This is a genomic window from Parachryseolinea silvisoli (assembly GCF_021190955.1).
GTDB classification, from domain to species: Bacteria; Bacteroidota; Bacteroidia; order Cytophagales; family Cyclobacteriaceae; genus Ohtaekwangia; species Ohtaekwangia silvisoli.
Genome location: NZ_JAIOAO010000001.1, coordinates 1,248,411 through 1,274,689 on the forward strand (window position 1 = coordinate 1,248,411; position 26,279 = coordinate 1,274,689).

Annotated in this window: 23 protein-coding genes and 1 other RNA gene; 9 read left to right on the forward strand and 15 right to left on the reverse strand. The window is 47.2% G+C overall.

Annotation, left to right across the window (positions count from 1 at the left end; all coding sequences use genetic code 11):
* Window positions 1-33 precede the first annotated feature (33 nt).
* Window positions 34-1,476, reverse strand: coding sequence for a hypothetical protein (locus K7P01_RS05140; protein ID WP_267290570.1), 1,443 nt, complete (start codon window positions 1,474-1,476; stop codon window positions 34-36).
* A 284-nt stretch (window positions 1,477-1,760) separates the two neighbouring features.
* Between K7P01_RS05140 and K7P01_RS05145 the strand changes: the two genes are divergently transcribed.
* The 4 genes from K7P01_RS05145 to K7P01_RS05160 all read left to right on the forward strand — a co-directional run bounded on the left by K7P01_RS05145 (window position 1,761) and on the right by K7P01_RS05160 (window position 4,424).
* Entirely contained in the window at window positions 1,761-2,840 is a 1,080-nt protein-coding gene (locus K7P01_RS05145) for a hypothetical protein (RefSeq protein ID WP_267290572.1), read from the forward strand.
* 199 nt (window positions 2,841-3,039) lie between these two features.
* Window positions 3,040-3,552 carry a thioredoxin-dependent thiol peroxidase gene (gene bcp, locus K7P01_RS05150; RefSeq protein WP_267290574.1) on the forward strand — a complete coding sequence of 171 codons (513 nt, stop codon included), beginning with the start codon at window positions 3,040-3,042 and terminating at the stop codon, window positions 3,550-3,552.
* Window positions 3,553-3,572: 20 nt separating this feature from the next.
* The gene (locus K7P01_RS05155) at window positions 3,573-3,947 is read left to right on the forward strand and encodes a DUF6152 family protein (protein WP_267290576.1); all 375 of its coding nucleotides are present in this window, start codon (window positions 3,573-3,575) and stop codon (window positions 3,945-3,947) included.
* A gap of 3 nt (window positions 3,948-3,950) precedes the next feature.
* A complete protein-coding gene (locus K7P01_RS05160) occupies window positions 3,951-4,424 on the forward strand; it encodes a DUF6644 family protein (protein ID WP_267290578.1) in 474 nt (157 codons plus the stop codon).
* A 79-nt stretch (window positions 4,425-4,503) separates the two neighbouring features.
* Here the strand turns inward: K7P01_RS05160 and K7P01_RS05165 are convergent, their stop codons facing one another.
* Entirely contained in the window at window positions 4,504-5,250 is a 747-nt protein-coding gene (locus tag K7P01_RS05165) for a DUF3108 domain-containing protein (protein ID WP_267290580.1), read from the reverse strand.
* Between the two features lie 267 nt (window positions 5,251-5,517).
* Between K7P01_RS05165 and K7P01_RS05170 the strand changes: the two genes are divergently transcribed.
* Both K7P01_RS05170 and K7P01_RS05175 read left to right on the forward strand, forming a co-directional pair.
* On the forward strand, window positions 5,518-6,534 hold the full coding sequence (locus K7P01_RS05170) for a sensor histidine kinase (protein ID WP_267290582.1): 1,017 nt from the start codon (window positions 5,518-5,520) through the stop codon (window positions 6,532-6,534).
* A complete protein-coding gene (locus tag K7P01_RS05175) occupies window positions 6,531-7,244 on the forward strand; it encodes a LytR/AlgR family response regulator transcription factor (RefSeq protein WP_267290584.1) in 714 nt (237 codons plus the stop codon). Before K7P01_RS05170 ends, K7P01_RS05175 begins: the two co-directional genes overlap by 4 nt.
* 220 nt (window positions 7,245-7,464) lie before the next feature.
* Here the strand turns inward: K7P01_RS05175 and K7P01_RS05180 are convergent, their stop codons facing one another.
* Entirely contained in the window at window positions 7,465-7,947 is a 483-nt protein-coding gene (locus K7P01_RS05180) for a hypothetical protein (RefSeq protein ID WP_267290586.1), read from the reverse strand.
* Window positions 7,948-8,260: 313 nt separating this feature from the next.
* On the opposite strand from K7P01_RS05180, the gene K7P01_RS05185 reads away from it, so the two are divergent.
* The gene (locus K7P01_RS05185; protein WP_267290588.1) at window positions 8,261-10,951 is read left to right on the forward strand and encodes a tetratricopeptide repeat protein; all 2,691 of its coding nucleotides are present in this window, start codon (window positions 8,261-8,263) and stop codon (window positions 10,949-10,951) included.
* On the opposite strand, the gene K7P01_RS05190 is transcribed toward K7P01_RS05185, so the two are convergent.
* The 8 genes from K7P01_RS05190 to ssrA all read right to left on the reverse strand — a co-directional run bounded on the left by K7P01_RS05190 (window position 10,858) and on the right by ssrA (window position 19,712).
* Window positions 10,858-11,583 (reverse strand): DUF2306 domain-containing protein, encoded by a 726-nt coding sequence (locus tag K7P01_RS05190; protein ID WP_267290590.1) that lies wholly within the window; start codon window positions 11,581-11,583, stop codon window positions 10,858-10,860. The two genes, K7P01_RS05185 and K7P01_RS05190, sit on opposite strands and share 94 nt — an antisense overlap.
* 152 nt (window positions 11,584-11,735) lie before the next feature.
* Window positions 11,736-12,884 carry a helix-turn-helix domain-containing protein gene (locus tag K7P01_RS05195; protein WP_267290592.1) on the reverse strand — a complete coding sequence of 383 codons (1,149 nt, stop codon included), beginning with the start codon at window positions 12,882-12,884 and terminating at the stop codon, window positions 11,736-11,738.
* Window positions 12,885-13,104: 220 nt separating this feature from the next.
* A complete protein-coding gene (locus K7P01_RS05200) occupies window positions 13,105-14,160 on the reverse strand; it encodes a fatty acid desaturase (RefSeq protein ID WP_267290594.1) in 1,056 nt (351 codons plus the stop codon).
* Window positions 14,161-14,740: 580 nt separating this feature from the next.
* Window positions 14,741-15,616, reverse strand: a complete 876-nt coding sequence (locus K7P01_RS05205) for a lysophospholipid acyltransferase family protein (RefSeq protein WP_267290596.1) — start codon at window positions 15,614-15,616, stop codon at window positions 14,741-14,743.
* Window positions 15,613-16,539: a DUF6268 family outer membrane beta-barrel protein gene (locus K7P01_RS05210; protein ID WP_267290598.1), complete on the reverse strand. Its 927-nt coding sequence runs from the start codon at window positions 16,537-16,539 to the stop codon at window positions 15,613-15,615. Before K7P01_RS05210 ends, K7P01_RS05205 begins: the two co-directional genes overlap by 4 nt.
* A 280-nt stretch (window positions 16,540-16,819) precedes the next feature.
* A complete protein-coding gene (locus K7P01_RS05215; RefSeq protein WP_267290600.1) occupies window positions 16,820-17,575 on the reverse strand; it encodes a LytR/AlgR family response regulator transcription factor in 756 nt (251 codons plus the stop codon).
* Window positions 17,572-18,258, reverse strand: a complete 687-nt coding sequence (locus K7P01_RS05220; protein WP_267290602.1) for a sensor histidine kinase — start codon at window positions 18,256-18,258, stop codon at window positions 17,572-17,574. The genes K7P01_RS05215 and K7P01_RS05220 overlap by 4 nt, the downstream gene beginning before the upstream one ends.
* Window positions 18,259-19,320: 1,062 nt before the next feature.
* Window positions 19,321-19,712: a transfer-messenger RNA gene (ssrA, locus tag K7P01_RS05225) on the reverse strand.
* Window positions 19,713-19,874: 162 nt separating this feature from the next.
* Between ssrA and dnaX the strand changes: the two genes are divergently transcribed.
* Window positions 19,875-20,996, forward strand: coding sequence for a DNA polymerase III subunit gamma/tau (gene dnaX / locus K7P01_RS05230; protein ID WP_267290604.1), 1,122 nt, complete (start codon window positions 19,875-19,877; stop codon window positions 20,994-20,996).
* Window positions 20,997-21,235: 239 nt separating this feature from the next.
* Entirely contained in the window at window positions 21,236-21,670 is a 435-nt protein-coding gene (locus tag K7P01_RS05235) for a hypothetical protein (RefSeq protein WP_267290606.1), read from the forward strand.
* Between the two features lie 32 nt (window positions 21,671-21,702).
* On the opposite strand, the gene K7P01_RS05240 is transcribed toward K7P01_RS05235, so the two are convergent.
* From K7P01_RS05240 to K7P01_RS05255, 4 genes are all read right to left on the reverse strand, one after another.
* Window positions 21,703-22,947, reverse strand: a complete 1,245-nt coding sequence (locus K7P01_RS05240) for a 7TM-DISM domain-containing protein (RefSeq protein WP_267290608.1) — start codon at window positions 22,945-22,947, stop codon at window positions 21,703-21,705.
* A 224-nt stretch (window positions 22,948-23,171) separates the two neighbouring features.
* Window positions 23,172-23,633, reverse strand: a complete 462-nt coding sequence (locus tag K7P01_RS05245; protein ID WP_267290610.1) for a hypothetical protein — start codon at window positions 23,631-23,633, stop codon at window positions 23,172-23,174.
* A gap of 20 nt (window positions 23,634-23,653) precedes the next feature.
* Window positions 23,654-25,219 carry a DUF853 domain-containing protein gene (locus K7P01_RS05250; RefSeq protein WP_267290612.1) on the reverse strand — a complete coding sequence of 522 codons (1,566 nt, stop codon included), beginning with the start codon at window positions 25,217-25,219 and terminating at the stop codon, window positions 23,654-23,656.
* A 99-nt stretch (window positions 25,220-25,318) separates the two neighbouring features.
* On the reverse strand, window positions 25,319-26,251 hold the full coding sequence (locus tag K7P01_RS05255; RefSeq protein ID WP_267290614.1) for a DUF3078 domain-containing protein: 933 nt from the start codon (window positions 26,249-26,251) through the stop codon (window positions 25,319-25,321).
* Window positions 26,252-26,279 lie beyond the last annotated feature (28 nt).

Below are 26,279 nucleotides of genomic sequence, written 5' to 3' on the forward strand. Positions count from 1 at the left end.
CAAAGCCGTTTAAGCCTGTCTTGGCAATCCGCTTTATTCCTTGTTCCATACTTCTGCGATATAAGTAGGAAGCTCGCGGATTGAATCTTCCAGCTTTTGCATGCATTGCTTTTTGCGGGCTTCATCTTCCAGACTATGAGCATAGTTATGAAGCAAATAGGCCGTTAATAACCGGTTGTACGGATCAAGGTTATTGTTTCCGATCATCGCCAAAAGTCTTTGCTCTAATTGATCTTTGTCGCCGGTGTCTGCCAAGGCACGTCCGATACGCCCGATGGAGCCCCAATAATGATTATCGCTCACATTCTCGACTCGCAGCGACGTGCCCACCAAAAGGTCGATAGCATCGATATCCAGCAATTCCAATTCTTTCAAATACGTTTTGCGGCCAGCCCAGGCATAGCTGCCATCAGACGCACGCACAAACCGGTCGTTCATGATGTCCAGGTGTGAGCGAAGAAATATATCCCAGCTGGCGGTCTCCGCGGCCAATGTACAGATGGTCATAGCGTGCCTTCTGGGGCTCGAGTCCATGCTGCACGTACCCACCACCTGCCGGGAGCGCTTCAACTGAAGGGCCACGCTCTTCGAACCGTACCGGCTGATATAGAATTCTATATTTTCATTGGAGGCGCCTGATTTCATCACTTCCTCCGTGGCATCGCTCAATAACCGCTGACCGTACGGATCCTGTTGCATCCGCTTATCCAGGTCGAGTATCCGCAGGCTATCCCACTCCGCATGGTCATTCCAAAATCTATCGGCCGCTTGAGCATATTCTTCCGCTGCTAGCGCATTCCGATCAGGGTACGTTGGTCTGTTGGGAAAGTCTAATGCCCATTTTACATATTTCTGTGTTTTCGGCCCCTCTTCGCGCGCCTGATCACGGTCCGATCCGTCTATAAATATCTGCGCGGAAGTGTCGATCATGCAATCAACATATTGCACCAGCCGTGCGTACTCATGCGGCAGCGTGTAGTGCTGAAGCTTCTCAATAAAAACTGCCTTCTTACCGCCATCCTCCAATACCCAACCAGAGGCCACGTTATTAACCTTGCTATAATCTACAGTAATATAGGACTGGTTATCCCAACCATATGGCAACGCCGAGTATTTGATTATCCTTTTCCCGTCATCGGCGTACATGTATTTCATAATCCAGACTTTTTCCGATATCGCCTTTTTATATTTTTTGCGATAGGCTTCCAGGGTTATACCCTGTTTAATCTGCGACTGTGCTTCCTTCGAATCGACACTCACAAAGTAGGCAAAACCTTGGGGAAATGAGTAATACGGGTGTGCGAGGTCACAGGAGCGGAATTTAACATGAAGGGAGTCTACAATTGCACCCAGGCGATGCATCGTAGCTTCGTTGTAAATGAGGCCATTTTGATAGGTCTGGAATTCACTTCCCTGACCGTAGGTGTAAGCCAGCAGCAGAAACGATGCGAGCAATAGCAGTATGTACTTCTTCATTGGGCTGTGTTTGGGGTTATAATAAGGGTGCTTCAAAAAAGTAACTGAACTTATGATGCAAAAACCGTGACAGTTTCATAAAACGTTCCCAAAAAAAAATCCCAGGGGTATTTAAGACATCCAACATCTTCATGTATAGGCACGACCGCGAAATAAGGCGCGCGTGCAGGCCGATATTTAAAGCGAATGGCGCTATATTTAACCATAGCCATCCAGAATTCCTCCCATCCAATTCTGGAGACACTGTTTATTAGTTATTTAATCAACCTTAATTTCATTTCGTTATGAGAAACATTTCAGTCTTCTTCTCTCTATTCGTCTTTGCTCTCCTTTCATCTTGTACCGAACAAGAAAGCACCGTTAGCAGACCTGAAACAGTTCAGGTTTCTATCAACGCCGGCGAGGCCACCTTACCGGAGGAATCCTATTTCCTAATCACCGTTAACGACGATACAGGCAATCCCGTGCTTACCGATCACGTGATGACGGCAGAAACCCCCTTGAACCTCCCGGCAGGCCATTACACTATCAGTGATTTCACTGTTATGAATGACGACCAGGTTTTAATGGCTGCCCCAAAGCGGGGATCGCGCCTTGCCCGATCCGTGGGCCGTGCCCTGGGTTATGAATTTGATGTAAAGCCGGGAGCCAGTGCCGCACTGACGATCGATGTCTTACAGGCTGCATCCCAAAACGTAGCCGATTTTGGCTATACAGCTTTTAAGTTGCCTTTCTTCGCGCTCACCATGCGCACCCGGCTGGTGGACTTCTTTGATTTCTCACTGACCGGCACAGGGCTTATCTATGTCTCCTGGGGCGACGGGATTATTGAGCAATATGATCTCGCTTCGACCGCTAACTACCCGACACACGGTTATGCCGTAGCCGGTATATACATTATTACCGTTGTCGGTGACGTCGATCAAATCACAGACTTCTATTCATTTTATGGCAATGGGCCGATTTCGGCCATTAACTTTTCCCATGCGACCGCCCTGCGCGATGTACGGCTGGGTCTTACGGCCGGACCGACTCGTGTCAATCTCTCAAATTGTCCGAACCTGGAAGTTGTGAATATGCCGGGCATCCCTCAACTGGCGACGTTGCTGTTGCCGACGTCACACCAGATCCGCTTCATCAGCATAAGCGGACCTAATGCTTTAAACACCGCTGACATAGACGCTATCACGGACAATATCTACGCAAACACTGTAGCCAAAAACATTACCGGTGGCTATTTTACCTACCTGGATAACTGGTCGTCCCCGACAGGACCTCCTATAGGTCCACCGTCGCCAGCCACCACTGTCAAGCTCACTGATTTGCAGAATACGTATGGTTGGACGCTTGATCCGACACCGTAGCATATTATCGACAAGGGTGGGAAAATAAAAAGGCTCATCGCGGGTGTTTTGATTTAAGAACAGCGGCGATGAGCATTTAAAGAACGGGCCATACTGGCTGCTCCTTAGAAATTCGTCCAGGGAATAGTCACTAAAAGTGAAACAGGCATTATTTTTTAACGCCAGTCCAGTAACTTGGTGATATCAACCTCCCATGCCAATGAAAACGATCATCATTCTTTACTGCCTTGCGATTTCCGCTTTTTCCGTTTCCGCACAGGTAAAACTGAAAGCGGGAGACAAAGCTCCTGACTTTTCCGGCCAGGACCAGGACGGAAACCAAGTGACTCTCAAACAATACACGGGCAAAAAGGTAATTCTCTACTTCTACCCCAAAGACAATACCCCCGGTTGCACGGCGGAAGCCTGTAACCTGCGAGACAACAAAGACCTGCTGGCAAAGGAAGGGTATGAAGTGATCGGTGTGAGCACGGATGATCAAACATCGCACAAGGATTTTAAGGCGAAATATTCGCTTCCCTTTCCCTTGATTGCCGACACCGACAAGTCCATCAACCAGAAGTACGGTGTGTGGGTTGAAAAGGAGCGGGATGGAAAAAAGGTGTGGGGCACAGCGCGCACAACTTTTATCATTGACGAGAAAGGTACGATCAACGAAGTGATCGATAAAGTAGAAACAAAAGATCATGCATCGCAGATACTGAAACTCTGAAACCATTAACCTTGAAACGTATGATACGCCACATTTTAATTCAAACAATCAAAGGCTCTGTACTTCTGTTTGCTCTACTGGCTTGTGTATCGTTTACGGTTGTGCTGCATCATGGATGGGCCAACTACGACCAGACAAAAACACTGAATTTTAAGGGGGAGATTCTCGAGTCAAGTTATGAGAATCCGCACGGAATGCTGAAGTTGAAGGTTGACGACAAGGTTTGGAACGTGGTCCTGGCGCCGCCCAGCCGCATGGAAGCCCGCGGCCTGAAGAGCGATATGCTCAACAAGGGTACGATGGCGACAGTTGTCGGCTATCCACACAAAAAAGTGAAAGATGAAATGCGGGCCGAACGGATCACTATATCCGACAAGACCACGGAATTACGATAAGGAATGCAGACCGATGTGTTTGAATGGCTGGAAGCTTCGCAGCTCGCTGTTTTTATCCGTCAGTCGCCGCTGTTGTTTCCGATCATTGAGATTGTCCACATCTTCGGATTCGTTTTCCTGGTGGGCAGTGCATTTATATTCGACATGCGTTTACTCGATCTATCCAGACGGCTCGCCGTAAAGGACGTTGCCGGTTATGTGCTTCCATGGTCGCGTCGCAGCATGCTGCTTGTGGTTCCGTCAGGCCTGCTCTTATTCATCACTCAGGCAACAGCGCTGAGCGCCAACAACATATTCGGGTATAAGCTCATTCTCATTGCGGCAGCGATTGTCAATGCCGCTATCTTCCATCGTTATACGCTTGCACGTTGCGAACAGGCCGCGTCAACGCCACCCGCCGCGAAAGCCGCCGCTGTAATCTCCCTCCTGCTCTGGACATCCGTGATTACCTGTGGACGACTAATTGCCTATTTTTGAGCGCCTCGCGTCTTTCAAATGAAGGCCGTAATGCTCAAATCCCTGCCCCTACTGAGCTGCTCCGGACGCGACTATCAAATCACTTTCCCGTAAACCTCGGCAATAAATCTACAGCCATCGCCGGCATCTTTATTTTGTACCGATATCCGCCAGGAAAAACATCCTCTTCCTTCAGAAACTCGTGTCCTTTTTTGCTGATCCAAAAGGTTTGCGTGGCCCGCTGTCCTTTAAAATCACTTTCAGTATACAGTTTCCAGCAGTCTATCTTTTGGTTGTCGTACGTCCTGATCTCTTCACTCCCTATTACGGTGTATTTGACGTAGTTGGGGTTACCCAAGCCCGCATCATAAAAATTAATAACAAAGATTTTTCCAGCCGCCAACGGTAGCATCTCAAATGTCTCTATATCCAGGTTCCAATTAAAACAGGGGTCTGTATAGCTCATCACAAAGTTCTTTTGTGTGTTCGCAGCCACTGTATCCGCACCGGTAACTTTGTCAGCACTCCAATTAAATGATTTGTTTTTCCCGCCGACTGTTTCTGAGTGGTAAACGGGTGAAAAATCACTAACTCTGTTAACAGAATAAACCGATCGATAGCTTGCGGTATCGCTGCCATACCAATTTTGAGTGGTTACAAAAACGCTTTCACCATTGCTTTTTTGTACCTGCGTATTGCGCAGCCAAAACCAGTAACGCAATGTTTTGGGTGACTGCGGCATTTGGAAGTAAACCAAATATTGGCGCATACCCGGTTTAAGGGCTGACGTATTCAGTCGCTTATCTTTTAACCTGATGGTATCAACCTGTGCCACCGCACTTTCCATTCGCACGGATATCAATAAAATGGTCAGTAAGGCTGTCGTGCACGCAAATTTCAATTTCGCTATTTTCATACTTTAGTTGATTTAGTGTGTCGATAGCAAAACTCTTGTATCCGGGCGATTTGTGTATGTTGTTTCAATACATTGGATATTATTTTTAACAGTTTGTCCCAATGTCTCAAAAGCGCTACATCCGCCAAACCGTTGAATAAAACTGGCGACGGGTTTAAAAAAACAATGGCCTTGCAAAAAGCTTTGTATTTTTAGCGCATGCAACTCTTTAAGAACAAGCCTACACTGGTGCAGCTGCAATGGATCGTCTGGATATTTGTTTTCCTGGTGATCGCCATATCACTCATGCAAATGGACCCTTTTGCACAGGCTGTTATCTATGCCGCCTTAAATACTTGCTTCTATGCAGCCATTGTTTATGGCAATATTTCCTTGTTATATCCGCTGTATCAAAAAGGGCGTGTGTTTTTATACATAGTCGCCGTTATCGGACTACTGCTGGCGACGGGCGCATTACGAATCGTGATTAGCGTGCACGTTTACAATCTATGGTTTGCTCAACAGCCCGAGCACCTGAGTCTGAAGATCTTTTACAATTCTGTATTTGGCGGCTTAATGGTATTTATGCTAAGCTTCGTTTTCAGGATAGCGATTGCTTACTTCACCCTGAAACAGCAGTCGGAAGAAATGATAGCCCAGCGTAAGCAAGCAGAATTGAACCTGTTAAAGTCGCAGGTGCAGCCGCACTTTCTGTTCAACACGCTCAATAATATCTATTACGAGGCGTACCTCGAAGCACCGCGCACGGCCAGGCTCATTGAAAGGCTAAGCGACATTATGCGGTACTTTGTGGATGAAAGCCCCAAGCAAAAAGTCAGGCTGGTGACCGAAGCTCAGTTTTTGGAAAATTACATAGCCCTTGAGAAAATACGGATTCGCCACGAGATCGACATCAGCTTCATCACCCGGTACGATGCAGACGTTACCGTGCCGCCCATGTTACTGATGACGTTTGTCGAGAATATTTTCAAACACGGCATTGACAAGAGCAGCAGCCACAATAAAATGGAAATTTCGCTGATCCAGGAGGACCAACGGCTCACGTTCACGACGATTAATTCGTTACCCGAGCAGCCACAAAACTCACCCTCTACCGGCTTTGGCATTTCCAACCTGCGTCAACGCCTGGAGCTGCTTTACGGCAACAATTTTCAATTACAGACGTCGACCGTGGGCATGCTTTTCAAAGCGTCCTTAAACATTCCGTTACTATGACCCTAAAGTGTATCATTGTCGACGACGAGCCAAACGCCGTCAATCTATTAGAAGTCTTAATAGCGCAAACAACACAATGGACATTGTTGGCTAAATGTTACAATGCGCTAGAGGCCATGGCCTTTTTAAAGAATAACGCAGTAGACTTTATTTTTCTGGACATTACCATGCCTCATCTATCCGGCATGGAGCTTGCCGGTCTATTGCCTCCCGAAACGAAGATAGTGTTTACAACGGCCTATGCCGAGTATGCCGCGGAGAGTTATGGCTATGCTACCATAGATTACCTGCTCAAACCAATTACCCTGAAACGTTTTCTAGCGGCCACGCAAAAAATTGAGGCTGCCTTTACTAAAACAACGTCGCCCGCGGCAATAAGTGCTCACAAAGCCGATGCCGACTATTTCTTTGTCAAGTCGGGCAAGACACTGCAAAAGATACTCCTGAAAGAGGTACTTTATTTCGAGGGTGAAAAAGAATACGTCAGACTGGTAACCTCCACGGAAGACTTGCTGATCTACCGCCGTCTGAAAGATATCGACGAGCAACTGGCGTCTCCCTTTGTACGGGTGCATAACTCCTACATTGTGAATACAGAGCTGATCAACAAAGTGCAGGACAACCACATTTACATCGGCAATAAACAAATCCCGATTAGCGATAAGTTTAGGGATCGGTTTATGGAGATTGTAAAGAAGAGGATATTCTAACTCTATTTTCCGGATGTAGCGATCATAAAAAGCACACGTGCCTTTTTGCGACCTACTATCACTATTTCCGAGCTCTTGGCTAACTCAAGACAGGGGCGCAAATGTTCATGCTCTTTGGCGCCAATCGGAAGCGTGACAATACTTTCCTGGTCTACGCCCGCCAGTTTTGCCCGTTTATGGCCGATGTATAGCTGTTCATGATCTTATCGATAACTGGCAATTAGTAGGCATACTTGATTTGCTGATCATACCCCACCAGGTTAATCCAGACAAACTTCGCTTCTTTGATTTGCACAGGCGCAATTTCCAGCATTTTTCGTTCGCGAAAAAGGGCTCTCCGTGTATCGTTTGTATCTACAAACAACATGAGATCTACGACATGTTCACCTTTTGCATTTTTATAATGCCTGCCATTCCATAGTAACTTCGTGCTCGTCCGATTACTCTCACCTCCACCGTAGGAATGAATGAGCGAAAGCTTATTTTGAATGACCTTGACATCGCTCAGACAATCACAACTGCGGATAAATACGGTTTTCCCATCGAATGTGCTCGCATACGTGATGTTATTATAGGATTGAAAGGGATCCTTCAGAATCAGCTTATCAGAAAATTTCAACGGCGCAACCTGATTGATTTTCTGCTCATCGATTACGAGCGGACACACAAAGCCGTCTATTTCCTGGTCCTCGTTTTCAGACATCTGTTGTTGGAGGGGCACACAGCCAGAACAGATTGCAAACAAAATCCATACGTTAAAATTTCTGCATCGCAGATCCGTTAAAACGGATAATAAAGGTCTACCTGACATAATCTATCCGACAAAATCGCTATATATTCTGACATAAAAAAAGCCCGCTGACGCGTGACCGTCGCGGATGCTGCGCCGTGAAGGAAAGACCATGTTTAAACGCCATTTTTTGCTGTTTTAAGCGAAAAAAACACTCCCCCGCACTTCCTGCTTCTGCTCTTTGTTTTAGTCGTACCTTTACTTTTATATTGACCACGAGGGCCCGATGAGAAGCGGAAAAGTTTACCTCTTAGCGTGTTTTCTAACCCTGTTGCCCGGCTTGCTTGCCGGACAATCCAACTTCACGGACAGCTTAGAACAAAAGCTCGCAAACGTTACAGGGGAATCACGGGTTGATATTCTCAACCTGCTTACCTACGAATTCATCACCATTGACACGGAAAAAGTACTCGCCTACAACACCGAGGCGCTGGGCCTGAGTAAAAAAATCGGCTACCTGAAAGGTGAAGCACGCGCACGTACATACCTGGGTGTCCACGAATATCTGTCAGGCCAGCTTCCTGAAGGCCATCGCGATCTGAATACCGGGCTGCTTTTGGCCAAACGAGCAGGCGACAAAGCGCTTTATGGTTATACGTTGCTGCAGCTCGGCAACTGCAGCCTCGAAGAGGTGGAGATGGATTCGGCGCTTCGTTTCTTTAACCAAAGCCGGGCGATCTTCCAGGACAGCACCGATCCGCGCACGCTCTCGAAGATTTATCGAAACCTCGGTGCATTGTATGGTCAACGGTACCAGACGGACTCGCAGCTCTACTACTTCGACCGTGCTATCCGCATACGCCGGATGCTCCCGAACAAGACGCTGCTCGTAGAAGCGCTGGTCGCCAAGATCAAAGCGAAAATAGACCTGAACGAATTTTCCGACGCGCAAAACCTGTTGCGCGAAGCCGACGGTTTTGTGAGCAACCGCCCTGAAGATGAGGAGAACCTGAACGACCTGCGTCACATCAGGGCGCTTACGCTTTTTCAACGAGGGAAATATACCCAGGCCGATATCCTCTTCGATTCGGCGCGGAATTACTTTCTAAAAAAATCGTTGCTACGAAAGTATGTCACCCTGCTGATCGATCTGGGCAAAGTCTTTACGGCTCGCGGCGAATACGAGTTGGCGCTTAGCAACCTGTATGATGCGTTGAGGTTAAGCCAGGTTCGTCACTTCGATGCGGAATCCGTGATCATTCGCATCCAGATCGGCTGGATCTATCAGCAGTTAGGCAACACATCGCAGGCATTACACATGGCCGACGATGCCATCGTGCTCTATCCGAGAAAATTATTGCTGGCCGAGCGTGCCAATGTGCTTACGCTGAAAGGCGTCCTGCTCACAGACATGAACAAGTTCGACGAAGCGCGCAAATGTCTCGATTCTGTTCTAAGAATTTATTCCGGTGTGGGAAGCATCCGGGGGAAAAGTGAAACCCTGAGCCGGCTTGGCTCATTGGAAAGCAAACAGAAAAATTACCCCGCTGCTATCCGTTATTATCAGGAAGCGGTGGCACTGGCGACGCAGGTGGAGTATAACTACGGGCTTGCCTGGTCGTACTGGCGATTAGGCGATGCCTACTACCGGCTACGCAACTTCGATAACGCGATCGCGTCGTTGGAGCAGTCGCAGATGTATGCCGACGGTGCTCCTGAGATTCTCGTGCTCAACTATACCACACGCAGAGACCTGCTGATGGCACAAAAACGGTATCAGGAGGCACTGCAATATTCGCTGCTGGCCTCGCAGCTCCGCGATTCCATTCACAAAGTCGACGTGGCCCGAAGATTTGTAAACCTGGAGAAGATCGAAGAAATCGAGCAACACGAACGCAACATCCAGGTCTTGCAAAAAGACAAGGAGCTTGCTGAAAACAAATTATCGCTCCAGGAGGCTCAGCTCAAACAACAGTCCACGCTCATCATCGGCGGTCTCGCCGGCATGGCTCTGCTTGGCGGATTGGTGTTGATGTATTATCGCTTCAACGTTTCTATCACCGCAAAAAATGCCAGCATCGTTGCGCAGGCCGATAAGCTGCATGACACACATCGGGAATTGAAAAAGTTGTACCAGGAAGTTTCCGAACAGAAAGAAGAGATTCAGGTGCAGGCCGATAGACTGGCCGAGTCCAACCGCGCGATCTCCGACGTCAACCGGAACCTGGAAAAAGTTGTCGAAGAAAAAACGGCACAGCTTAAGCGCACCAACAGCGAGCTGATCAAACACAACAACGAACTACTCCAGTTCTCATACACCGTATCGCATAACTTACGCGGTCCGGTGGCGAGGTTGCTGGGGCTTGCAGAACTGGCAAGGATCGATAAGCAGTTGATCGAAACAACACAACTGGTCGAGTTTATCGGGCGAACGGCTTCCGATCTCGATCTGATCATCAACGACCTAAGCAAGATACTCGAACTGCGCAACGAGCCACATCAGTTTCTGGAAACGGTGCCGTTAGAAAAGGAATGGAGCCAGAGCAAAAGCCTGTTACAAGATAGCCTTACCGGCCAGGAAGAGATCATCGCCAACTTCGGTGCATTGCCGGAGATCCGTACCGTGCGAGCGATGCTGCAAAGTATTTTTTACAATTTGTTGAGCAACGCGATCAAATACCGTTCACCCCAACGGGCGTTGCGCGTCATTGCCTCGAGCTGGCGCGAGAATGGAAATGCTGTCTTCGAGATCGCCGACAACGGGCTGGGCTTTAACGTCGCGCGGCACAATGAAAACCTGTTCAAGCTTTATAAACGTTTTCACACCCACGTGGAGGGCCGGGGCATAGGTCTTTACCTCATCAAATCACAAGTCGACGTGCTTCACGGCTCCATCGAAGTAACGTCGGAGCCGGATAAAGGCTCGGTATTTCGCGTTGTACTGCCCATACCGGATGATCGGGAGGTGAAAAGCTGAAGTTGATTTGAGACACTCCCTTTCACAATCCCAAAAGCCACCATCAAATTCGCTCCCCAGGATATCCATGAAACTATCCGATATGAAAGCACGAAGTCATCGGTGAGCATAACCAATAGCGGAAGCTCTATGCGAAGTGTAACGGCGGCAAGGCAGGTGGCGTAGCTGTAGAGCATCAATTTTTTATGTTGGCTAACGTTGCCTGAACGAATGTCCGTATACCCTTTGATCGTGAAAAAGATCCAGGCTGCGATTCCGAATGCAAACCCAAAAAACGCGATAACACCTCCCTCGGCAAAGAAAACAATGTAGGTTGCCCCGAAACCACTGAGCCATACCGCGAGCACATATACCTTCCCAATGGCACGGTGAATAGTACTGTATTTTCGCCGCAGCGCTTCAATGAACTGTAGCCACCCAATCAGCAATGCAAGTCCACCGAACATGATATGTAAGTAGAAGAAGATATTCCAGATTTGGTTGTTCAGAAGCGCATCCGTTTTCACAGTCAGAATCCCAACCCTTTGGCCATCCAAAAACTTGAGCGGGTACAAGCCAATCAGCAGGATGAGCAATATGAGCGGTAAACTGAGTGCCACTTTTGCGATTGATCTGACGGAAGCAGTATTCATTTGCAATTTGTTATGACACAAATAGAATACTACTATTCCATTAAAACGTCCCGATCCATAAGGTGGGAACAAGTGAATTGCAGGGACTTGCTTCGAGGTATCTCACTGATTTTCAGACTCCCTGTAAAGTGGAACGCGTCCTCGGGACAAAGTTAAATGTCCTTTATCTCAATATGCTGCTTCCGGAGATAGTCTGTAGGTGATTGACCTGTAGCGTTCCTGAAATTCCTGTAAAAGGCCGTCTTGGAGTTAAACCCGCATTCAAAGGCCAACGCCAGAAGGGTGTATTTTCGATTTTCGGGCAAGGCTACTTGCCTTTTAAATTCGTCGACGCGTAAAGTGTTGATAAAGTCATAGAATGTTTTGCCCTCAGCCGAATTGATCACCTGCGATAAATGGTTTGAATGTACTTCCAGTTTACCGGCAAGTTCAGCTAACGTGAGTTCCGGGTTAAGAAACAGCTTGTGCTCGGTCATCACCTGCTTGAGTTTCAGGTGTATCTCAGTCACCAACTGCTGCGACAATGCGGACCTCAGGTATTTTCCCTTCTCTTCAATCGGTGTGAAAGAAACACTTTGCATTTCATTTGAGCTATCCGGTTCAGTCACCACGCTTCCATCGGCTGAAAGTGGAAAAAATCCTTCCGTAAATACGCCTACCTGCTTCACGCCAAAGTAACCCAACACCATAACAAACAGCGCAACCATCGAAAAGATGATTACATCATCGCCATAAAAGACAGCAACCCAGATCAGTCCAATCCCATAGATCAGATAACGAAGCCATACTAGATTGATCTTTTCAACTTTCGAAAAACGATCGCGCAAAGTCTGCTTGTGTTTTCTTAATATCCAAAGGGACAGTGAAACATAAACAACACCAGAGATCACAATCATTATCTTATGGAGGCCGAGCATCCACTCATAGCCGCGTCCTTTGTTGAAAAATACAACAAGTCTTTCTGCATGCGGCAAAAGAAAAAACGGAATCAACAGAATGCAGAACAAAAGAAAAGGAAGAAAATGCCATCCCCACTTTCGGGTGAGTCCGGACTGTAAACCGGTGATCGATGCTGTATAAAGAAATAGCATTGGACCATGTGCTAACGGAAACGGAAGATAGATGATTAAGTAAGGCTGGTAATATGGATCAACCGTTAATGCTATGTAGAAAAGTATTAAGTGAATTCCGATGATCAGCAGCCAGTACGCCAGTAACTGATCAGCTTGGGTTTTGCCACGCTTTGTAAAGAGTATGAGCGTCAGAAAGAATGCAAGTGATATTGCGGCTACGTAGAACACTGTCCTAAGGTATTTTTACTTCTCAAATCTCGATAATTCCGGCGACGCCTCAAAATCCTCCCTTGAAAGCATCACGTTACCGACATGGTGGGAAAACAGATCCAAAACCATTTTCACTCTGGCTGATTATGAGAGTATATAAAAAATCAAACACCTTGACATAAAAAAATCCATATCAATGCATGGATTATGTTTGTGGAAAATAGCCTGGAAGAGACTATCAAACATCGCGGGACTTGATAGCATTGTGGTTACCACGACCGATCTCATGAGAGAAGCGTTTAAGAAATTCTTTCTTTGAGTCATTGTACCTGCCAACCACACCTATCTTATGCATGCAATAAATATAAATCCAGGCCAGGTCAAGCTGATACCTCAAAAAACCGGCCCGGGCGCTGTCAGGATACATATGATGGTTATTATGCCATTCGCCAGAAAAAATTCCGGGGCGGGTCTGATTGATTGACAAATTACTCCTATCAAAGTCAACTCCATCAACATGCTTGACCTGTCCGCTACCATGGCCCGTATAATTAAATGCACGTACGAGCACATACCAGAAGAACGCCCCTGTAAACAACGCACATGCGAGACCCGGACCACCGATAAGTGAGAATGTTGTAAACCAGAATGCCCAGTTCACTAACAACAGCAGGACGGTGTAGTGTGGATTGGCAACAGATCCCCATTTGAGGTATTTTTTATAACCATTGATCACGATTCCAGTATGGCTGATGAAGTTGGAAACCTTTTTGTATTCGCTTTCATTCAAGTCCTTAGCAATAGCCTGGTGATTAACATCTGACAGCATGCAGTACATTATGCCTGCGTGCGAATTGTAAGGATCGCCGGGATTATCCGACTTTACATGATGAACGTGATGAGAGATTACATAAACCTCCTCGGGGAATGTTCTCACCACCAAGTTCTGGGTAATGAATCGCCATACAGGACTTGTAAAGGTGTAGGCACGATGTGTGCTATACCGGTGATACCAGATAGTTCCGTGCGTGCTCATGACAATCATGGCATAAATAACCGAGGCGGCGACAAGAAGCCATGAAAAGTAATCCACCAGGAAAAAATAAACAAAGGGAAGCATGGCCACAGCAGTAGCCCAATTAATAAATGGAATCCAATTCTTTTTCGATCTGAATACGTTCGTCCGTTTAAATGCTTCAGTCCAGAGCTGCCTGGTTGAAGGCTCCACAAGATTGCCGTCGTCATCTGCCCACTTATAGGATGGAACCTGTAATACCCTATCAATAAATGCCATGCTGAATATCCTCCTTCTCCTTACCAATTTTACGGTGCACTGTAACCGTTCCTGACCAGGCAATTTAAACTATGTTTGTTAATAACGCCATCGCTACCACACATATTGCGTTTAACCGTATTTTCATCCAAACTGCATCTGTAGATATTATAAAAATATCGAGCCAACTCCTAACGGCAGGTATTTTCATTCCTCCGACGCTTCCAACAACGTATTAAGGCTCGATGTGTTTTTTACACAGTCGACTCAGTTTAACGTTTTTCTCCATCACTGGCATGAAAACATCTTGCCTCTCCAGCAGCCAGGGGAGGCCAAAACGCGAATATCCAGGATAGCTTTCTTTAGCATGGGACCGCCAGCATCTACTTTCCTCCTGGTTTTAGACAACGGTCGGTTTAACAGACTCGGCTGATTCCGATTGAAAGTTGGAACTGATGCCTGCCGTAAATAAAGTACAGAATGATTAATGTTTTCCACAGTCTCCCAAAAGTCGGGGCTTTCAACACAAGCCAAGTATAGCGATAAACCGCCAATGACATCAGCCCTGGCAACTCCTAATACATATCCATTAGGCCATTGTTTACAATTTCCATCGTCTATGCGTCCACAACCAGCCGTAAGGTTCTTCTTTGATATTCTCTGACAACAAGTCAACATACTTTTGTGTTATTTCGCCATCATTTGTGGACTCTGCGCTGGAACATATTGGTACGCAGGCTATCTTATAACTTCCTTTAGAAAGTTGCGTAATATTAAGGTAAATGACTGCCGATCGACTTGCACGTGCCGATTTCTCCATGCCGGAAAAGACGTACGCTTCCTGGTTCAATAAAGTAAACTTGTATTTTTCTTCCTTAAAAGGAGGGCACTGGTCTGTTAGAAACAGATAGACGGAAGGAGGCGATGTCTTCGATAGAATATGACGTATAACTTTTGTATCACGTATTAACTTCAGGCCAAAACGAGTCCGGAGTTGGCTCATCACTGTATTCATTGTTGCCGATCCAAAAGGCGTGTAAACAGCATATACCTCCTGATGAGTTTTATGTGGGATAAAATTGAGCATCTCCCAATTTCCACAATGCCCGAGGCAGGCAATGACGTTTCTTCCAGCGTCTGTGTATCGATTTATTAATTCCAAATTCTCAAACACCAGTTTCTTATCGAGCACCTCCGCAGGAACGGAAACGCTTTTAATGATCTCGGCAAAATGCGCCGCCAAGCAAGCATAGAACTTTTTTACAATAGCATGAATTTCACCATATCGTTTATCTGGAAAGGACCGTGCTACGTTTTGAATAACTACTCCCTTTCTGTAGCCAATAATGTAGTAAGCAAGAAAAAAAGTAAAAGAGGCCATTGCGTACAAGAATGTCATTGGAAGTAGGCTTAGCGCATACATTGCAGCGTAAACACTTCGATGTGCAACAATCCCCAAGGCTTTTTTTACTTTCATTGTTTTAATTTAATTTTCAAACCAAGTGACACGTACGGAGAAACGGAGAAATAATAATCATTATTTGATGCGAATACTCCCTTTAAGGTCCTATCTATAAAAGAGGCGGGACGGTATAGGTTCAGCCCTACCATACCGGTCATTGATAGCCCTGATTTTCCAAATTTTACTTCCGGACGGAAACCCGTAACGATGTATTGATGCGAGAATATTACATCTTTTCCATTCCTTTTTAACAAGGCGACCTGCCCGTTCATTTCAATAGCATACGATAGTTTAAACATGTCATTGAAGCCATACCCTGCCGACACCTCCAAGCCTTCGACCAGCTCAACGTTTACATCAAGTTTTCCTTTAAGCCTCCAGTTAAGGTAAATTGCGGGAAATATCATGGGATATCCCAGAGAGCTATTTACAGACACACCTCCACCAATATCCAGGTTCGGTTTCAGGTGTCGGATGAAGACAACACCTCCGCTTCCGAGCACATTTTTGAAACTGATTTTGGAGAAATCAGTTGATGGAGTAAATATGCCCATCCCAAGACTTGCTCTCATGGACCATTTTTCGTTCAACGGACGCAAATGATAAACGCCTACCTGGATATTCATGATTTCGGAAACCATGGGTTCCGTGAAGTTTTTATTTTTCAAAGAAACGTATGCCCCGCCGAAGCCAATGCCCCAGGCAGTCGGACGTTTGTTGCTATCTAACTTCATAGACAGTGGTATATTAACCGATCCCTGGTAGACAACGGCGGAGCCTTTTGAATCACCGATTTTTTCTTTTGGTTTGTCGCCCGGCGGCAGGTAATAGTAGCCAGAACTTCCCATGTACTCTGTCCTGAAGGACACTGTCTGCGTCTTTCCTTCCAGACAAAAGAGTGTTGCCAACGTGGCTAATAATAATGATGTTAACTTCATGTGATTTTAAGTTTTTATTTAAGCGTGCAGATTACTTTTGAGTAAAGGAATAATGAATCGGGCTGAACAGAAAGCAATAGATGGTAGACTTCAGAATCGGCTGGCTGAAGTGTAAATTGGCTAAAATGAAATGGTCTTAAATTTGGCTACTGAGGTAGCCGCCTGAGAAATAGCGGAAAGAATCGATTGCATAAAACGCACGATTCATGGCATTGTATTACCTGTCTTAAAGTCAGAAAAGGAACGACGAAGGATTGGGAGGAGTATATCAAGTTCAGCGTCAGTCTACAATCCCGTCCATCCATTTCAGGAAGTCCGGGACACGTACGCGGCTTACCAGAACCTCATGCGGACATTGAGGTGAAAATGAAAGTTTCAGGCGACTATTAAAGTATTTGGTAACATTTTCAATAGCCTTCACATTTCCGATACAGTTACGCGATACACGAAAAAACAAACGGCTATCAAGCTGTTGCTCTAATTGGTCTAACGTATAGTTAATGATATATCGCTTATCGTTGAATGTATGGAGAAAAACGACCCCGTCTTCGCTATAAAAATGGCCGATATCTGCCGTTTCTATATAATGATAGTTTTCTCCTTTTGATATCAGAAAACGATTTTTGGCTTTGGTAGATAATATCTGTTCAAAATTCTGCCGGCTGATTTTGTCAGCGTGATTATGAAATATCTTTTCAAACTTAGTTAGCGCGGCCTCTAATTCCTTTTCGTCAAAAGGTTTTAACAGGTAATCGACGCTATTCAGTTTAAACGCTTTGATGGCATGTTCGTCGTAAGCGGTAGTAAATATAACTGGCGTTTTTACGTCTACATGATTGAATATCTCAAAGCAGCTGCCATCTGCGAGACGAATGTCCATTAGAATCAGGTCAACAGAAAATGCTTTCAGGAAACCGATCGTATCTATGACTGTCTTGGTTTGCTTTTCCAATAGATAATCGGGCCGTAAATTTGTTATCATCCTTTTCAGCTCCTGGTATGCAAACCGCTCATCTTCCACTATAAGGTATTTCATGGCTGTATGTAGGGGATTTTTACAATAAACATATTTCCTGCATGCTCAACAATAACATCTTTTGCATACAGCTTATATTGCTTACGGATGTATTTCAGTCCGATTCCCCCTTTATCTGCGTCGTTTGATGGCTGAATGTTGTTTTCAGTCGTAACATAGTCGTTATCGATGGTGATTTTTATATTCAATCGTGATTCTTCGGTAGCGATATTGTGTTTAAAGGCATTCTCCAGTAGCAATTGCAGGGTAAGAGGAATAATCTTGTTCCTTTCGCAACCGGCTATTTTGTTTATTGTGAAAGTGAAGGAGTTTTCAAACCTCATCCTCATCAGGAACATATAAGCATCCAGGGCATCTAATTCTTCCGCAACAGAAACCACTGGCTGCCGGGTAAGCGAAAGCACATATCGATAAGTCTTTGAGAGCGCTTTTGTAAACTTATTGGCATTATCCGAATTTACATATATTAAAGAAGACAATACATTCAGTGAATTAAACAGAAAATGCGGGTTTATTTGTGCTCTTAACGTTTCGTGCTGAAATAGCAAAACTTCGCGTTTCGCTTTTTCGGAATCGGCTATGGCCTTTTGTTCTGACTGAAAGTAGTAGATCAGCTCAAACACTAACAGAATAGGGATGTTTGCAGCCAATCCAAGGGCAAACTTGATAAGGACTGAAGGCATGCCTTCTCTGGAAATATTGACTATGTCGTATATGATGTAATTAAACATCCACAGGAGCATCAAGGTGATCAGAATTATCCCTGTCGTGCTGGCCAGGATTCGATAGAATATATTTTTTGAGTAGGGTAAATACCTATTCAAGAATATCAATAGACCGTAGTCTGCTATACACATCGTAAAGATTACTACATAATGGGCAGACAATTGAATATGGAAGTTATTCCGTATGTCTTCTTTCATCAGAATAACGCTGAATAGCATCTGGCACAAAGCATAAATCACTGTTGAAGCGAAGAATATTAGCAGGTTTTTTGCGCTTATTTTTTTAATTTGCCCCATGTCTCAAAAATAAGGCTTCGCAAAGAGATAAAGCTGAATGTCTTGCGCTTTCTGATGAAGTTCATTTTTTCGATGATGAATTTAATCGAGAAGACGCCGTCACTAATTTTTAGTATTGTTCTTCGGATCATCTTCCGATCACGTCTATAGCACATACATATCACATGTTAACCACATGTTGGATCAGATCTGACACGATGAAAAGAAACGTTTTGCGTTGTTTTATAGCGACGACCACAGGGGACGGATGTTCGTGGCGGATCGAAACAGTGTCTCTGCAAACGCCTTCAAAGACGACCTTCCTTCGAGTCTGCCACAGGGTTCTTCTATAGATGTTCCACGGATGAACCACGGATGATCTACCACTTTTCAGGGTAGAACATCCCTGGATCAAGGGAACATCCCGGTCGTTGTGAGCGTGACGCTGACGGGCACTATGCGGCATTTTTAAGATTTTTTTTCAAAACCTTTAAAACAACACGTATGGCATTTCTCAGAGACATCACGTTTACCGGGCGATCTGACTGCTTACAAAATGAAAGGCTCCGACAAGATCATCTTTGCCGCATAGGCGGCCCGCCGAATGCACTGGAAGAACAATTTGGCCTATTTCATCCAACTCGACTGTCACAGAATTGCGAGTTCCATGGTGTGATATATTGCCAATATCGCATCCTCGTTTTTTAGACATAAAAAAAGGGAAAACTTTTCAGTTTTCCCTTTGGGTGGAACCGGAGGGAGTCGAACCCTCGTCCAGAGAAGATGAATCCCGGGTCTTCTACATGCTTATTTGCTTTTTATTGTCGGGAGCGTCAAGGCAGGCAACAGCCTAAAACACCCCTTAGTCACTGTGTCTTAGCCGTGCTTAGTAACGTGGCACGGAGCGGATTTGCATAACGACACCGCGGATCAGCACCTGCAAAACGGTAGCGCTGGGCGATGATGGCTTTCCCGATCTTATCGGGACGAGGCGTAATTTAGCTTAGCTAAATTAGGCAGCCATGGCGTAGTTAGACTCGCCAAGTATGATTTAGGACCATCTTTCAAGGCTCTCATCCTATGAGCCTGCATGCTTATACACGGTCTCAAGCATCCTGTCAAAACCGGTCGGCCCCATTTGTGTTGTATTCAAAGAACGGAAAACGGGGGGTGCAAAGATAACAAAAGTATTCACTCTGCGGTTCCGGCGGAGAAGGAAGTGCTGCGCGAAGGCATTTTCCAAAAGTTTAAGGCTTGTGTTTTCAAGTTCAGACTTCTCATTCTATCTTGCGGACCGCATGGAGAATTTTGTTGTTTCGGCACGGAAATACCGCCCCACGGGGTTTGACGAAGTGGTTGGCCAAGAGCACATTACCACAACGCTCAAGAATGCCATTGATAATAACAAGCTCGCTCAGGCACTGCTGTTTTGCGGTCCCCGGGGGGTGGGTAAAACCACCTGCGCGCGGATTGTGGCCCGCCTCATCAACGGCTTTGAAGAGCGCACGGAGAACAACTCCCTGAATATCTTCGAGCTGGATGCCGCGTCCAACAACTCTGTGGAAGACATCCGGAACCTGATCGACCAGGTTCGCTACCCTCCTCAATTCGGCAAATTTAAGGTGTACATCATCGATGAGGTGCACATGCTTTCGAACGCGGCCTTTAACGCGTTCCTGAAGACGCTGGAGGAGCCGCCGTCGTATGCCATCTTTATCCTGGCCACAACGGAAAAACACAAGGTTATCCCGACGATTCTGTCGCGATGCCAGATCTTCGATTTCAATCGTATTCAAATCAGCGATATTGCCAATCACCTCAAGAAGATTGCCACACACGAGGGCATTCCGGCAGAGGATGAGGCGCTGCACCTGATCAGCCAGAAAGCCGACGGCGCCCTGCGCGACGCGCTCTCCATCTTCGACTTGATGGTGACCTACGCAGCGGGCAAAGGGGTGACCTTCAAGAGCACGCTGGCGAACCTCCACATCCTGGACTACGACTATTACTTCCAGGTAGTAGATGCGTTGCTGACACAGAATCATACACAGCCCCTTATGCTGCTGGACGAGATCCTGAGAAAGGGTTTTGACGGCCATAATTTTATCGTGGGCCTGAGCGAGCACCTGCGCAACCTGCTGGTGTCGCAAGATGCCCGCACGGTGAACCTCATGGAGGTACCCGACAGCGTGAAAAAGAAATACGCCCAACAGGCGCAGATTTCTCCGCCGTCGCTGTTGCTGACGTGGTTGAACCTGGCCAACCAGTGCGACATTCACTATAAAGGCAGCAAGAGCCAGCGCTTGACAGTGGAACTGGCCCTGATGAAGATGGCACATGTGGGTGCTGTATTGAAGGCTGATCAGCTCTCTGGGAATGGACTTACCGATGCGGTAGGCTTAAAAAAAAAATTAGTGTAGAGTCTGAAGAAGGCTCTCCGGGCATTGCAAACGCAGCTCCCGCAGTTCTTACGGCTACTTCGACGGCCGCTCCGACCATCGCTCCTGCTATTTCTACTCCTGCTGCACAGCCTGCAGCGCCTGTCAATACGGCACCGCCCGCGACGGAAAGCACTGAGGACGCCGGCGGCATTAACATCCCTACGCTCAAGCCAAACTATGCCGAGAAGTCGCGCTTTCAGTCGGGTCCGAAAACCACGGTGAAGCTAACTAGCTTGCTGAAGGTGGAGCCGAAGAAAGACGCCGCTGCGAACGATGTGCCGGTGGAAGCCGATCAGCCTTTTACCCCGGAGCAACTCCAGGCCGCTTGGAATGAATTTGCCGAGCAACGCAAAAATCTACCCGCCGAGTATCAGCTGCTGACGCAACCTTACGACTTTACGCATCCCGTAATCACCGTACACCTTCATCACCTGGTGCAGGAGACAATGCTGAATAACATCCGACTGCAGCTGTCGGCGTTTATTCGCGAACGGCTTAAAAACAATTCCATTCAGATCGTAACCAAGATCGTGGAAATTGACGAGTCCAAGCGCGTATTCTATACGCCGCGGGAGAAGTTCGATCACTTGCTGGAGAAAAATCCTGTCTTGCGCGAGATGAAAGATCGCCTGGGGCTGGACACCGACTTCTAAGCCGGGGTTTCTATTCGACCTCCACGTATGCCTTATTTTTTGAAGAAGTCCTCGTAGGTAAGCACTTGCTTTTCGCCGTGGCTTTTGAACACGTTCAGGTGGTATAACAGCACGACTGTCGTCAGTAAGAAGATGAGCAGGTAGCCGATGCTGAGGAAGATAAAATCATACACGCCGCCTTTGTTGTAGGCTACGATGTCGTATCCAAACATGGCCACACCTGTAATAATGCTCCCCACCATATACCATGCGCCGGCCTGCTCAAACAGCAATGCGCGAATGGCCAATACAGCTGCATATAGCAGTACGCAGGCTGCTACCGCCAAATAGAGGCCAACCCAACGCGAGTATACCAGCGCAGGTGTAAAGAGTGTGAACATGGCAAACGATACGTTTAATATCACCACAATATACGGTATGAGCTGGTGACTGAGCTTTTCCAGCAGTGCATGCAGGAACAGGGCCGCCCAGGCAATGCCTGAATAGAGCGTGAGGTATTCCATACGCACGACCCACGCCCACGGTATAGACGGGAAGAAGGCTGTTACCGGATATACATTCGAGAACCATGCACGTGCGCCCCAGCTAAGACATAGGAAAGCAAAGTATAGTACGACGCGTTGCCGACGGACCATGAACAATATCAAAAAGCTAAGAGCAAGCGTAAACAATACCGCCGACTCAATGACCGAAGCGGTAATGGCATAGAAGGCATGATCGCGGATATTTGTAGACAAGCCCAGCATGATGGGGTCTTTTATACCACCTTTATAGTGATGAAAGTTGGCAATCTGTAACACAAGGACCAGCGTATCGGCAGGATCCATGGAGATGACGCCGGCCTGGTGTATCCATTGGGGTACCGCCGTTTCCCCTTTGTCAGACACAACACCCGCCGACGCTATCTCGAGGCCGTTGGCCCAGAGGGTATAGCAGCTGTAGAGCTGCGGCACTTCTACGGCAAGTTGGTGAATGGTGTCCGGCAACAGGACTTTGAGCTGATAGGTGGCATAGCCCTGGCCTTTTCCGGTGGGTGTGGTTTCGTTCCAAAGTTCGGGCAGAAAGTGTATCTGGCCTTTCCTGGCGCGGGTTTCCCGGGGCGTTACTAGCTCATTGGGATAGTGCGTCCAATAGCCTGTCAGCGCAAGGTTATGCTCCTGGAAATTCCAATGACGGGCATCAAGCACGCCGCCCTCTGCCCGGACGGTAAATTGTGCCTGGGCACTATACACCATGGCCATGCATGCTATGACTAAGCAAATGATACGATCCCTCATACAGACAGGTATAAATTAATTAAACATGTAATGAGGGAAAGCTGAAGCATTGGGAATTCTTCAGCAAAACAGGTTTTAATCGAGACAAAGGTAGAAAAGAAAAGTGTTCTAGCACGGTGAACACTTTAAAAAGATGTCACCTTTCCCGCTAATACCGGAATTATCCGGGTGCAATGGGTAATATCTGTTGCGAATCATCTTTACTATATTAGTTGCGGTGATAACTACTGGTCTTCGTCAACGAAAAGGCCCCAGCCATCGCCTTCTTTTTTGGCCTGGTGAAAGGTTTTGATCCAGGCGCGAAACAACAAACGAAACGTCTCAATCTCTTTGCGAAGTAACACCAGGTACTCTTCGGGAAGGACTTCCTCGAAGATTAACGAGGCTGCCTGTGCTTGCAGGCTACGGGCGTGAATCTTGACGATGGTCGCGTTCTCCATCTTGAGGATGAAGTCGTCGACCGCTTCGGCGCTGGCGATCTTGGCGGGTATAACAATGGAGTCTTCGAGCATAATGTTGCTGTGGATCATCTTTACCTCTTCGTCGTCAATGGAATCTATGATGCGGCGCGTCATGTCGCGTATCTCTTCCGCTTTTTGGAAGATGGGCAATGCCTCCATGCGCCTCCGTTCTTTCTCGGGGTCGAACTCAGCGTCGCCGTCTTCGGTATCATCGTCTTCCCACATAGGCTCGTTGATCGCGGTTATCAAAATATACTCTTACGACGCGACCGCGACGTACGGGGAGCTGACCCGAACAGCATGCCAAAGATACCGCGCACCACCTCGCGACCTACTTGTTTGGCCACGGGCGATGAAATAACTTCTTCAAACGTTGATTTCTCGCGTCGCTGGGATGTTGTGCGGCGTACCGGTGCCTCCGCGCGCCCGGCAGCTTTCTTTTCTTCGGCGTCGTCCTGTAACTCCTGCATGCGTTCGTTTAGCATCTCGAATGCACTCTGTGGATCGACGGAGTCTTTATACTTTTTATACAGATCAGACTGGGTCAGTACCTGATTGTATTCATCTGTCGTCAGCGGCCCCATGAAGGATGCCGGCGGTGACAAGTGTGCCACGACAGTCTCTGTCGGTATGCCTTTTTCGTTCAGTACGGTAATGAAAGCCTGGCCAATGCCCAACTGCGTGAACTGTTGTTCCATATCGTAGAAAGCCGATTTTGGAAAGGTCTTGATCGTTTCTCGTAAGGCCTTGGCATCGTTGGGGGTAAACGCACGGATGACGTGTTGTACGCGGTTGCCAAGCTGCGCCAGTACGGAAGGTGGTATATCTTGTGTTACCTGCGTGCAGAAGAATACACCAACCCCTTTGGAACGAATGAGGCGGATGATCTGGTCGATCTGGTCCAGGAACACTTTAGGAGCGTCTTTAAACAGCAAGTGCGCTTCGTCGAGGAAAAATACCAGCTTGGGCTTGTCGAGATCGCCGGCCTCGGGCATGCGCTGGTATATTTCTACCAGTAACGCCAGCAGAAAGGTAGAGAATATAGCAGGCTGATGTTGTACATCCGATACGTTCAGTAAGCTAATAACGCCCTGGCCGTCTACCTTTTCGAAAAGGTCCTCGATATCGAACGACGTTTCACCAAAGAGCTGGTCGATGCCTTGCTGCTCGAGCGCAACAATCTTACGCAAGATGGTGCTCGCGGTAGCCGAAGAGATCTTGCCGTAGTCACTTTTGATCTCCGCTGCGCCAGGGCCTTCTGTCAGGTGGTTGAGTACCTTCTTCAGGTCTTTGAAATCGACGATGGGCAATGATTTATCATCGGCATACTTAAAGAGGATGTTCAATACCCCTGACTGTGTTTCGTTCAGCTCGAGGATCTTGCTGAGCAAGGCCGGGCCGAACTCCGTCACCGTGGCACGCATCTGCGCGCCTAGCTTGCCGCTAAGCGAATATATTTCTACGGGGAAACCTGTGGGTGTATAGTGGATGCCGATGGCCTGTGTGCGCTCGGTGATCTTATCGGTTACGATGCCTTCCTTGGCCATGCCGGAAAGGTCCCCTTTCATATCGGGCATAAACACCGACACCCCGGCGGCAGAGAGCTGCTCGGCCATGAGCTGGAGCGTGCGGGTCTTACCAGAACCAGTGGCACCTGTTACCAGGCCGTGACGGTTCATCATACGCAACGGCAGGTTTACTTTGGCGGCTGCTACGACCTCGCTTTGATAGACACCCGCGCCGAGGCAAATAGACGGCAAATTGGTGGCGTACGCTTTGGTGATCGTTTCAATGAATTTCTCCTGAGACATGGGACGGACAAGTTTTACGCAATTTAAAACTATCGGATCAGGCAAAAAGAAAAAGGCCTGGAGTTTTCAGGCCTTTCCCATGGTTATGGAGGGGATACGCTATTTAGGATCCATGTAGTTCTGGAACGTGTAAGCGAACCCGAAGTTGAACAGCTGACTGACCTGCGCCCCGCTGTCCTGGTCGAAGTCATAGAGCAGAATTCCGCCCAAACCTACCGTGATGAAGCGATTTACTTTGGCGTTGAACATGAGGTCAAGGCGGTGGTCAATGGTCTTCATTTTAAGGGTTTCGTAGTTGGCATACATGAGGTAGCGCCATTTGAAATTGATGTTGGTGGCAATTTCTTTGTCAAACTCGGCCTGCAGTTGGAATGCCAGCCATTCAAAGCGGGTGGTCTCTCCAACTTCGACGCCATAGGGCGCCACGGAGTCCACCGCAACAAATCGGCCGTCGTTGTGTCGTACGATGGTAACACGCGGTGCGAAAGGCGAGATACGCACCTTGAAGTAAGGCACGGGATGATATTCAACACCCCAGGCTGAGGTGGCAAACGCCGGGGCAAGGAAGTCAGAAATAAGGGATGCCTGCTCGAGTCCGGCCGCATCTTTGTCGTATTTATAGCCGGGCGCGAATTGCGACTGGAAGTTAAGAGAGGTGAAGATGTCCCAGTACTTGCTGATACTATAGCCGTACTTGGTATCAACGAAGATGCGGTCTACGGTCTTACGATAGCCCTGGCCGGCGTTTTTAACGAAGCCGTGCAGCAGGTCGATCTCGTTGTCCCACGTATTACGCCCGTCTCTGTAGCCGGCTTTATAATTGAATGCGGTGTTTAGCCCGATGGAGTTTACGCCGCCGGCTTTCCAGTTGGAAGAGAAGGAGGCCTGATTTAAGTTCGCGTTGAAGACAAGCTTCTTTTTCCAGGGCGAAAGGCTGTCAGGCTTTACGATCTGACCGACCACCGGCCCGGCCAAAAGGAAACAAAAAATAACAAGGGTCAGGAATAGGCGTGCAACATCGTCCTTTTTCATACTGCATGGGTTTTGATCGAAAAATATC

Bases quoted from the DNA above. Each gene is read 5' to 3' on its own strand.
- K7P01_RS05140 (WP_267290570.1), bottom strand. From the start codon at position 1,476: ATGAAGAAGTACATACTGCTATTGCTCGCATCGTTTCTGCTGCTGGCT.
- K7P01_RS05145 (WP_267290572.1), top strand. From the start codon at position 1,761: ATGAGAAACATTTCAGTCTTCTTCTCTCTATTCGTCTTTGCTCTCCTT.
- bcp (WP_267290574.1), top strand. From the start codon at position 3,040: ATGAAAACGATCATCATTCTTTACTGCCTTGCGATTTCCGCTTTTTCC.
- K7P01_RS05155 (WP_267290576.1), top strand. From the start codon at position 3,573: ATGATACGCCACATTTTAATTCAAACAATCAAAGGCTCTGTACTTCTG.
- K7P01_RS05160 (WP_267290578.1), top strand. From the start codon at position 3,951: ATGCAGACCGATGTGTTTGAATGGCTGGAAGCTTCGCAGCTCGCTGTT.
- K7P01_RS05165 (WP_267290580.1), bottom strand. From the start codon at position 5,250: ATGGAAAGTGCGGTGGCACAGGTTGATACCATCAGGTTAAAAGATAAG.
- K7P01_RS05170 (WP_267290582.1), top strand. From the start codon at position 5,518: ATGCAACTCTTTAAGAACAAGCCTACACTGGTGCAGCTGCAATGGATC.
- K7P01_RS05175 (WP_267290584.1), top strand. From the start codon at position 6,531: ATGACCCTAAAGTGTATCATTGTCGACGACGAGCCAAACGCCGTCAAT.
- K7P01_RS05180 (WP_267290586.1), bottom strand. From the start codon at position 7,947: ATGTCTGAAAACGAGGACCAGGAAATAGACGGCTTTGTGTGTCCGCTC.
- K7P01_RS05185 (WP_267290588.1), top strand. From the start codon at position 8,261: ATGAGAAGCGGAAAAGTTTACCTCTTAGCGTGTTTTCTAACCCTGTTG.
- K7P01_RS05190 (WP_267290590.1), bottom strand. From the start codon at position 11,583: ATGAATACTGCTTCCGTCAGATCAATCGCAAAAGTGGCACTCAGTTTA.
- K7P01_RS05200 (WP_267290594.1), bottom strand. From the start codon at position 14,160: ATGGCATTTATTGATAGGGTATTACAGGTTCCATCCTATAAGTGGGCA.
- K7P01_RS05205 (WP_267290596.1), bottom strand. From the start codon at position 15,616: ATGAAAGTAAAAAAAGCCTTGGGGATTGTTGCACATCGAAGTGTTTAC.
- K7P01_RS05210 (WP_267290598.1), bottom strand. From the start codon at position 16,539: ATGAAGTTAACATCATTATTATTAGCCACGTTGGCAACACTCTTTTGT.
- K7P01_RS05215 (WP_267290600.1), bottom strand. From the start codon at position 17,575: ATGAAATACCTTATAGTGGAAGATGAGCGGTTTGCATACCAGGAGCTG.
- K7P01_RS05220 (WP_267290602.1), bottom strand. From the start codon at position 18,258: ATGCCTTCAGTCCTTATCAAGTTTGCCCTTGGATTGGCTGCAAACATC.
- dnaX (WP_267290604.1), top strand. From the start codon at position 19,875: ATGGAGAATTTTGTTGTTTCGGCACGGAAATACCGCCCCACGGGGTTT.
- K7P01_RS05240 (WP_267290608.1), bottom strand. From the start codon at position 22,947: ATGAGGGATCGTATCATTTGCTTAGTCATAGCATGCATGGCCATGGTG.
- K7P01_RS05245 (WP_267290610.1), bottom strand. From the start codon at position 23,633: ATGTGGGAAGACGATGATACCGAAGACGGCGACGCTGAGTTCGACCCC.
- K7P01_RS05250 (WP_267290612.1), bottom strand. From the start codon at position 25,219: ATGTCTCAGGAGAAATTCATTGAAACGATCACCAAAGCGTACGCCACC.
- K7P01_RS05255 (WP_267290614.1), bottom strand. From the start codon at position 26,251: ATGAAAAAGGACGATGTTGCACGCCTATTCCTGACCCTTGTTATTTTT.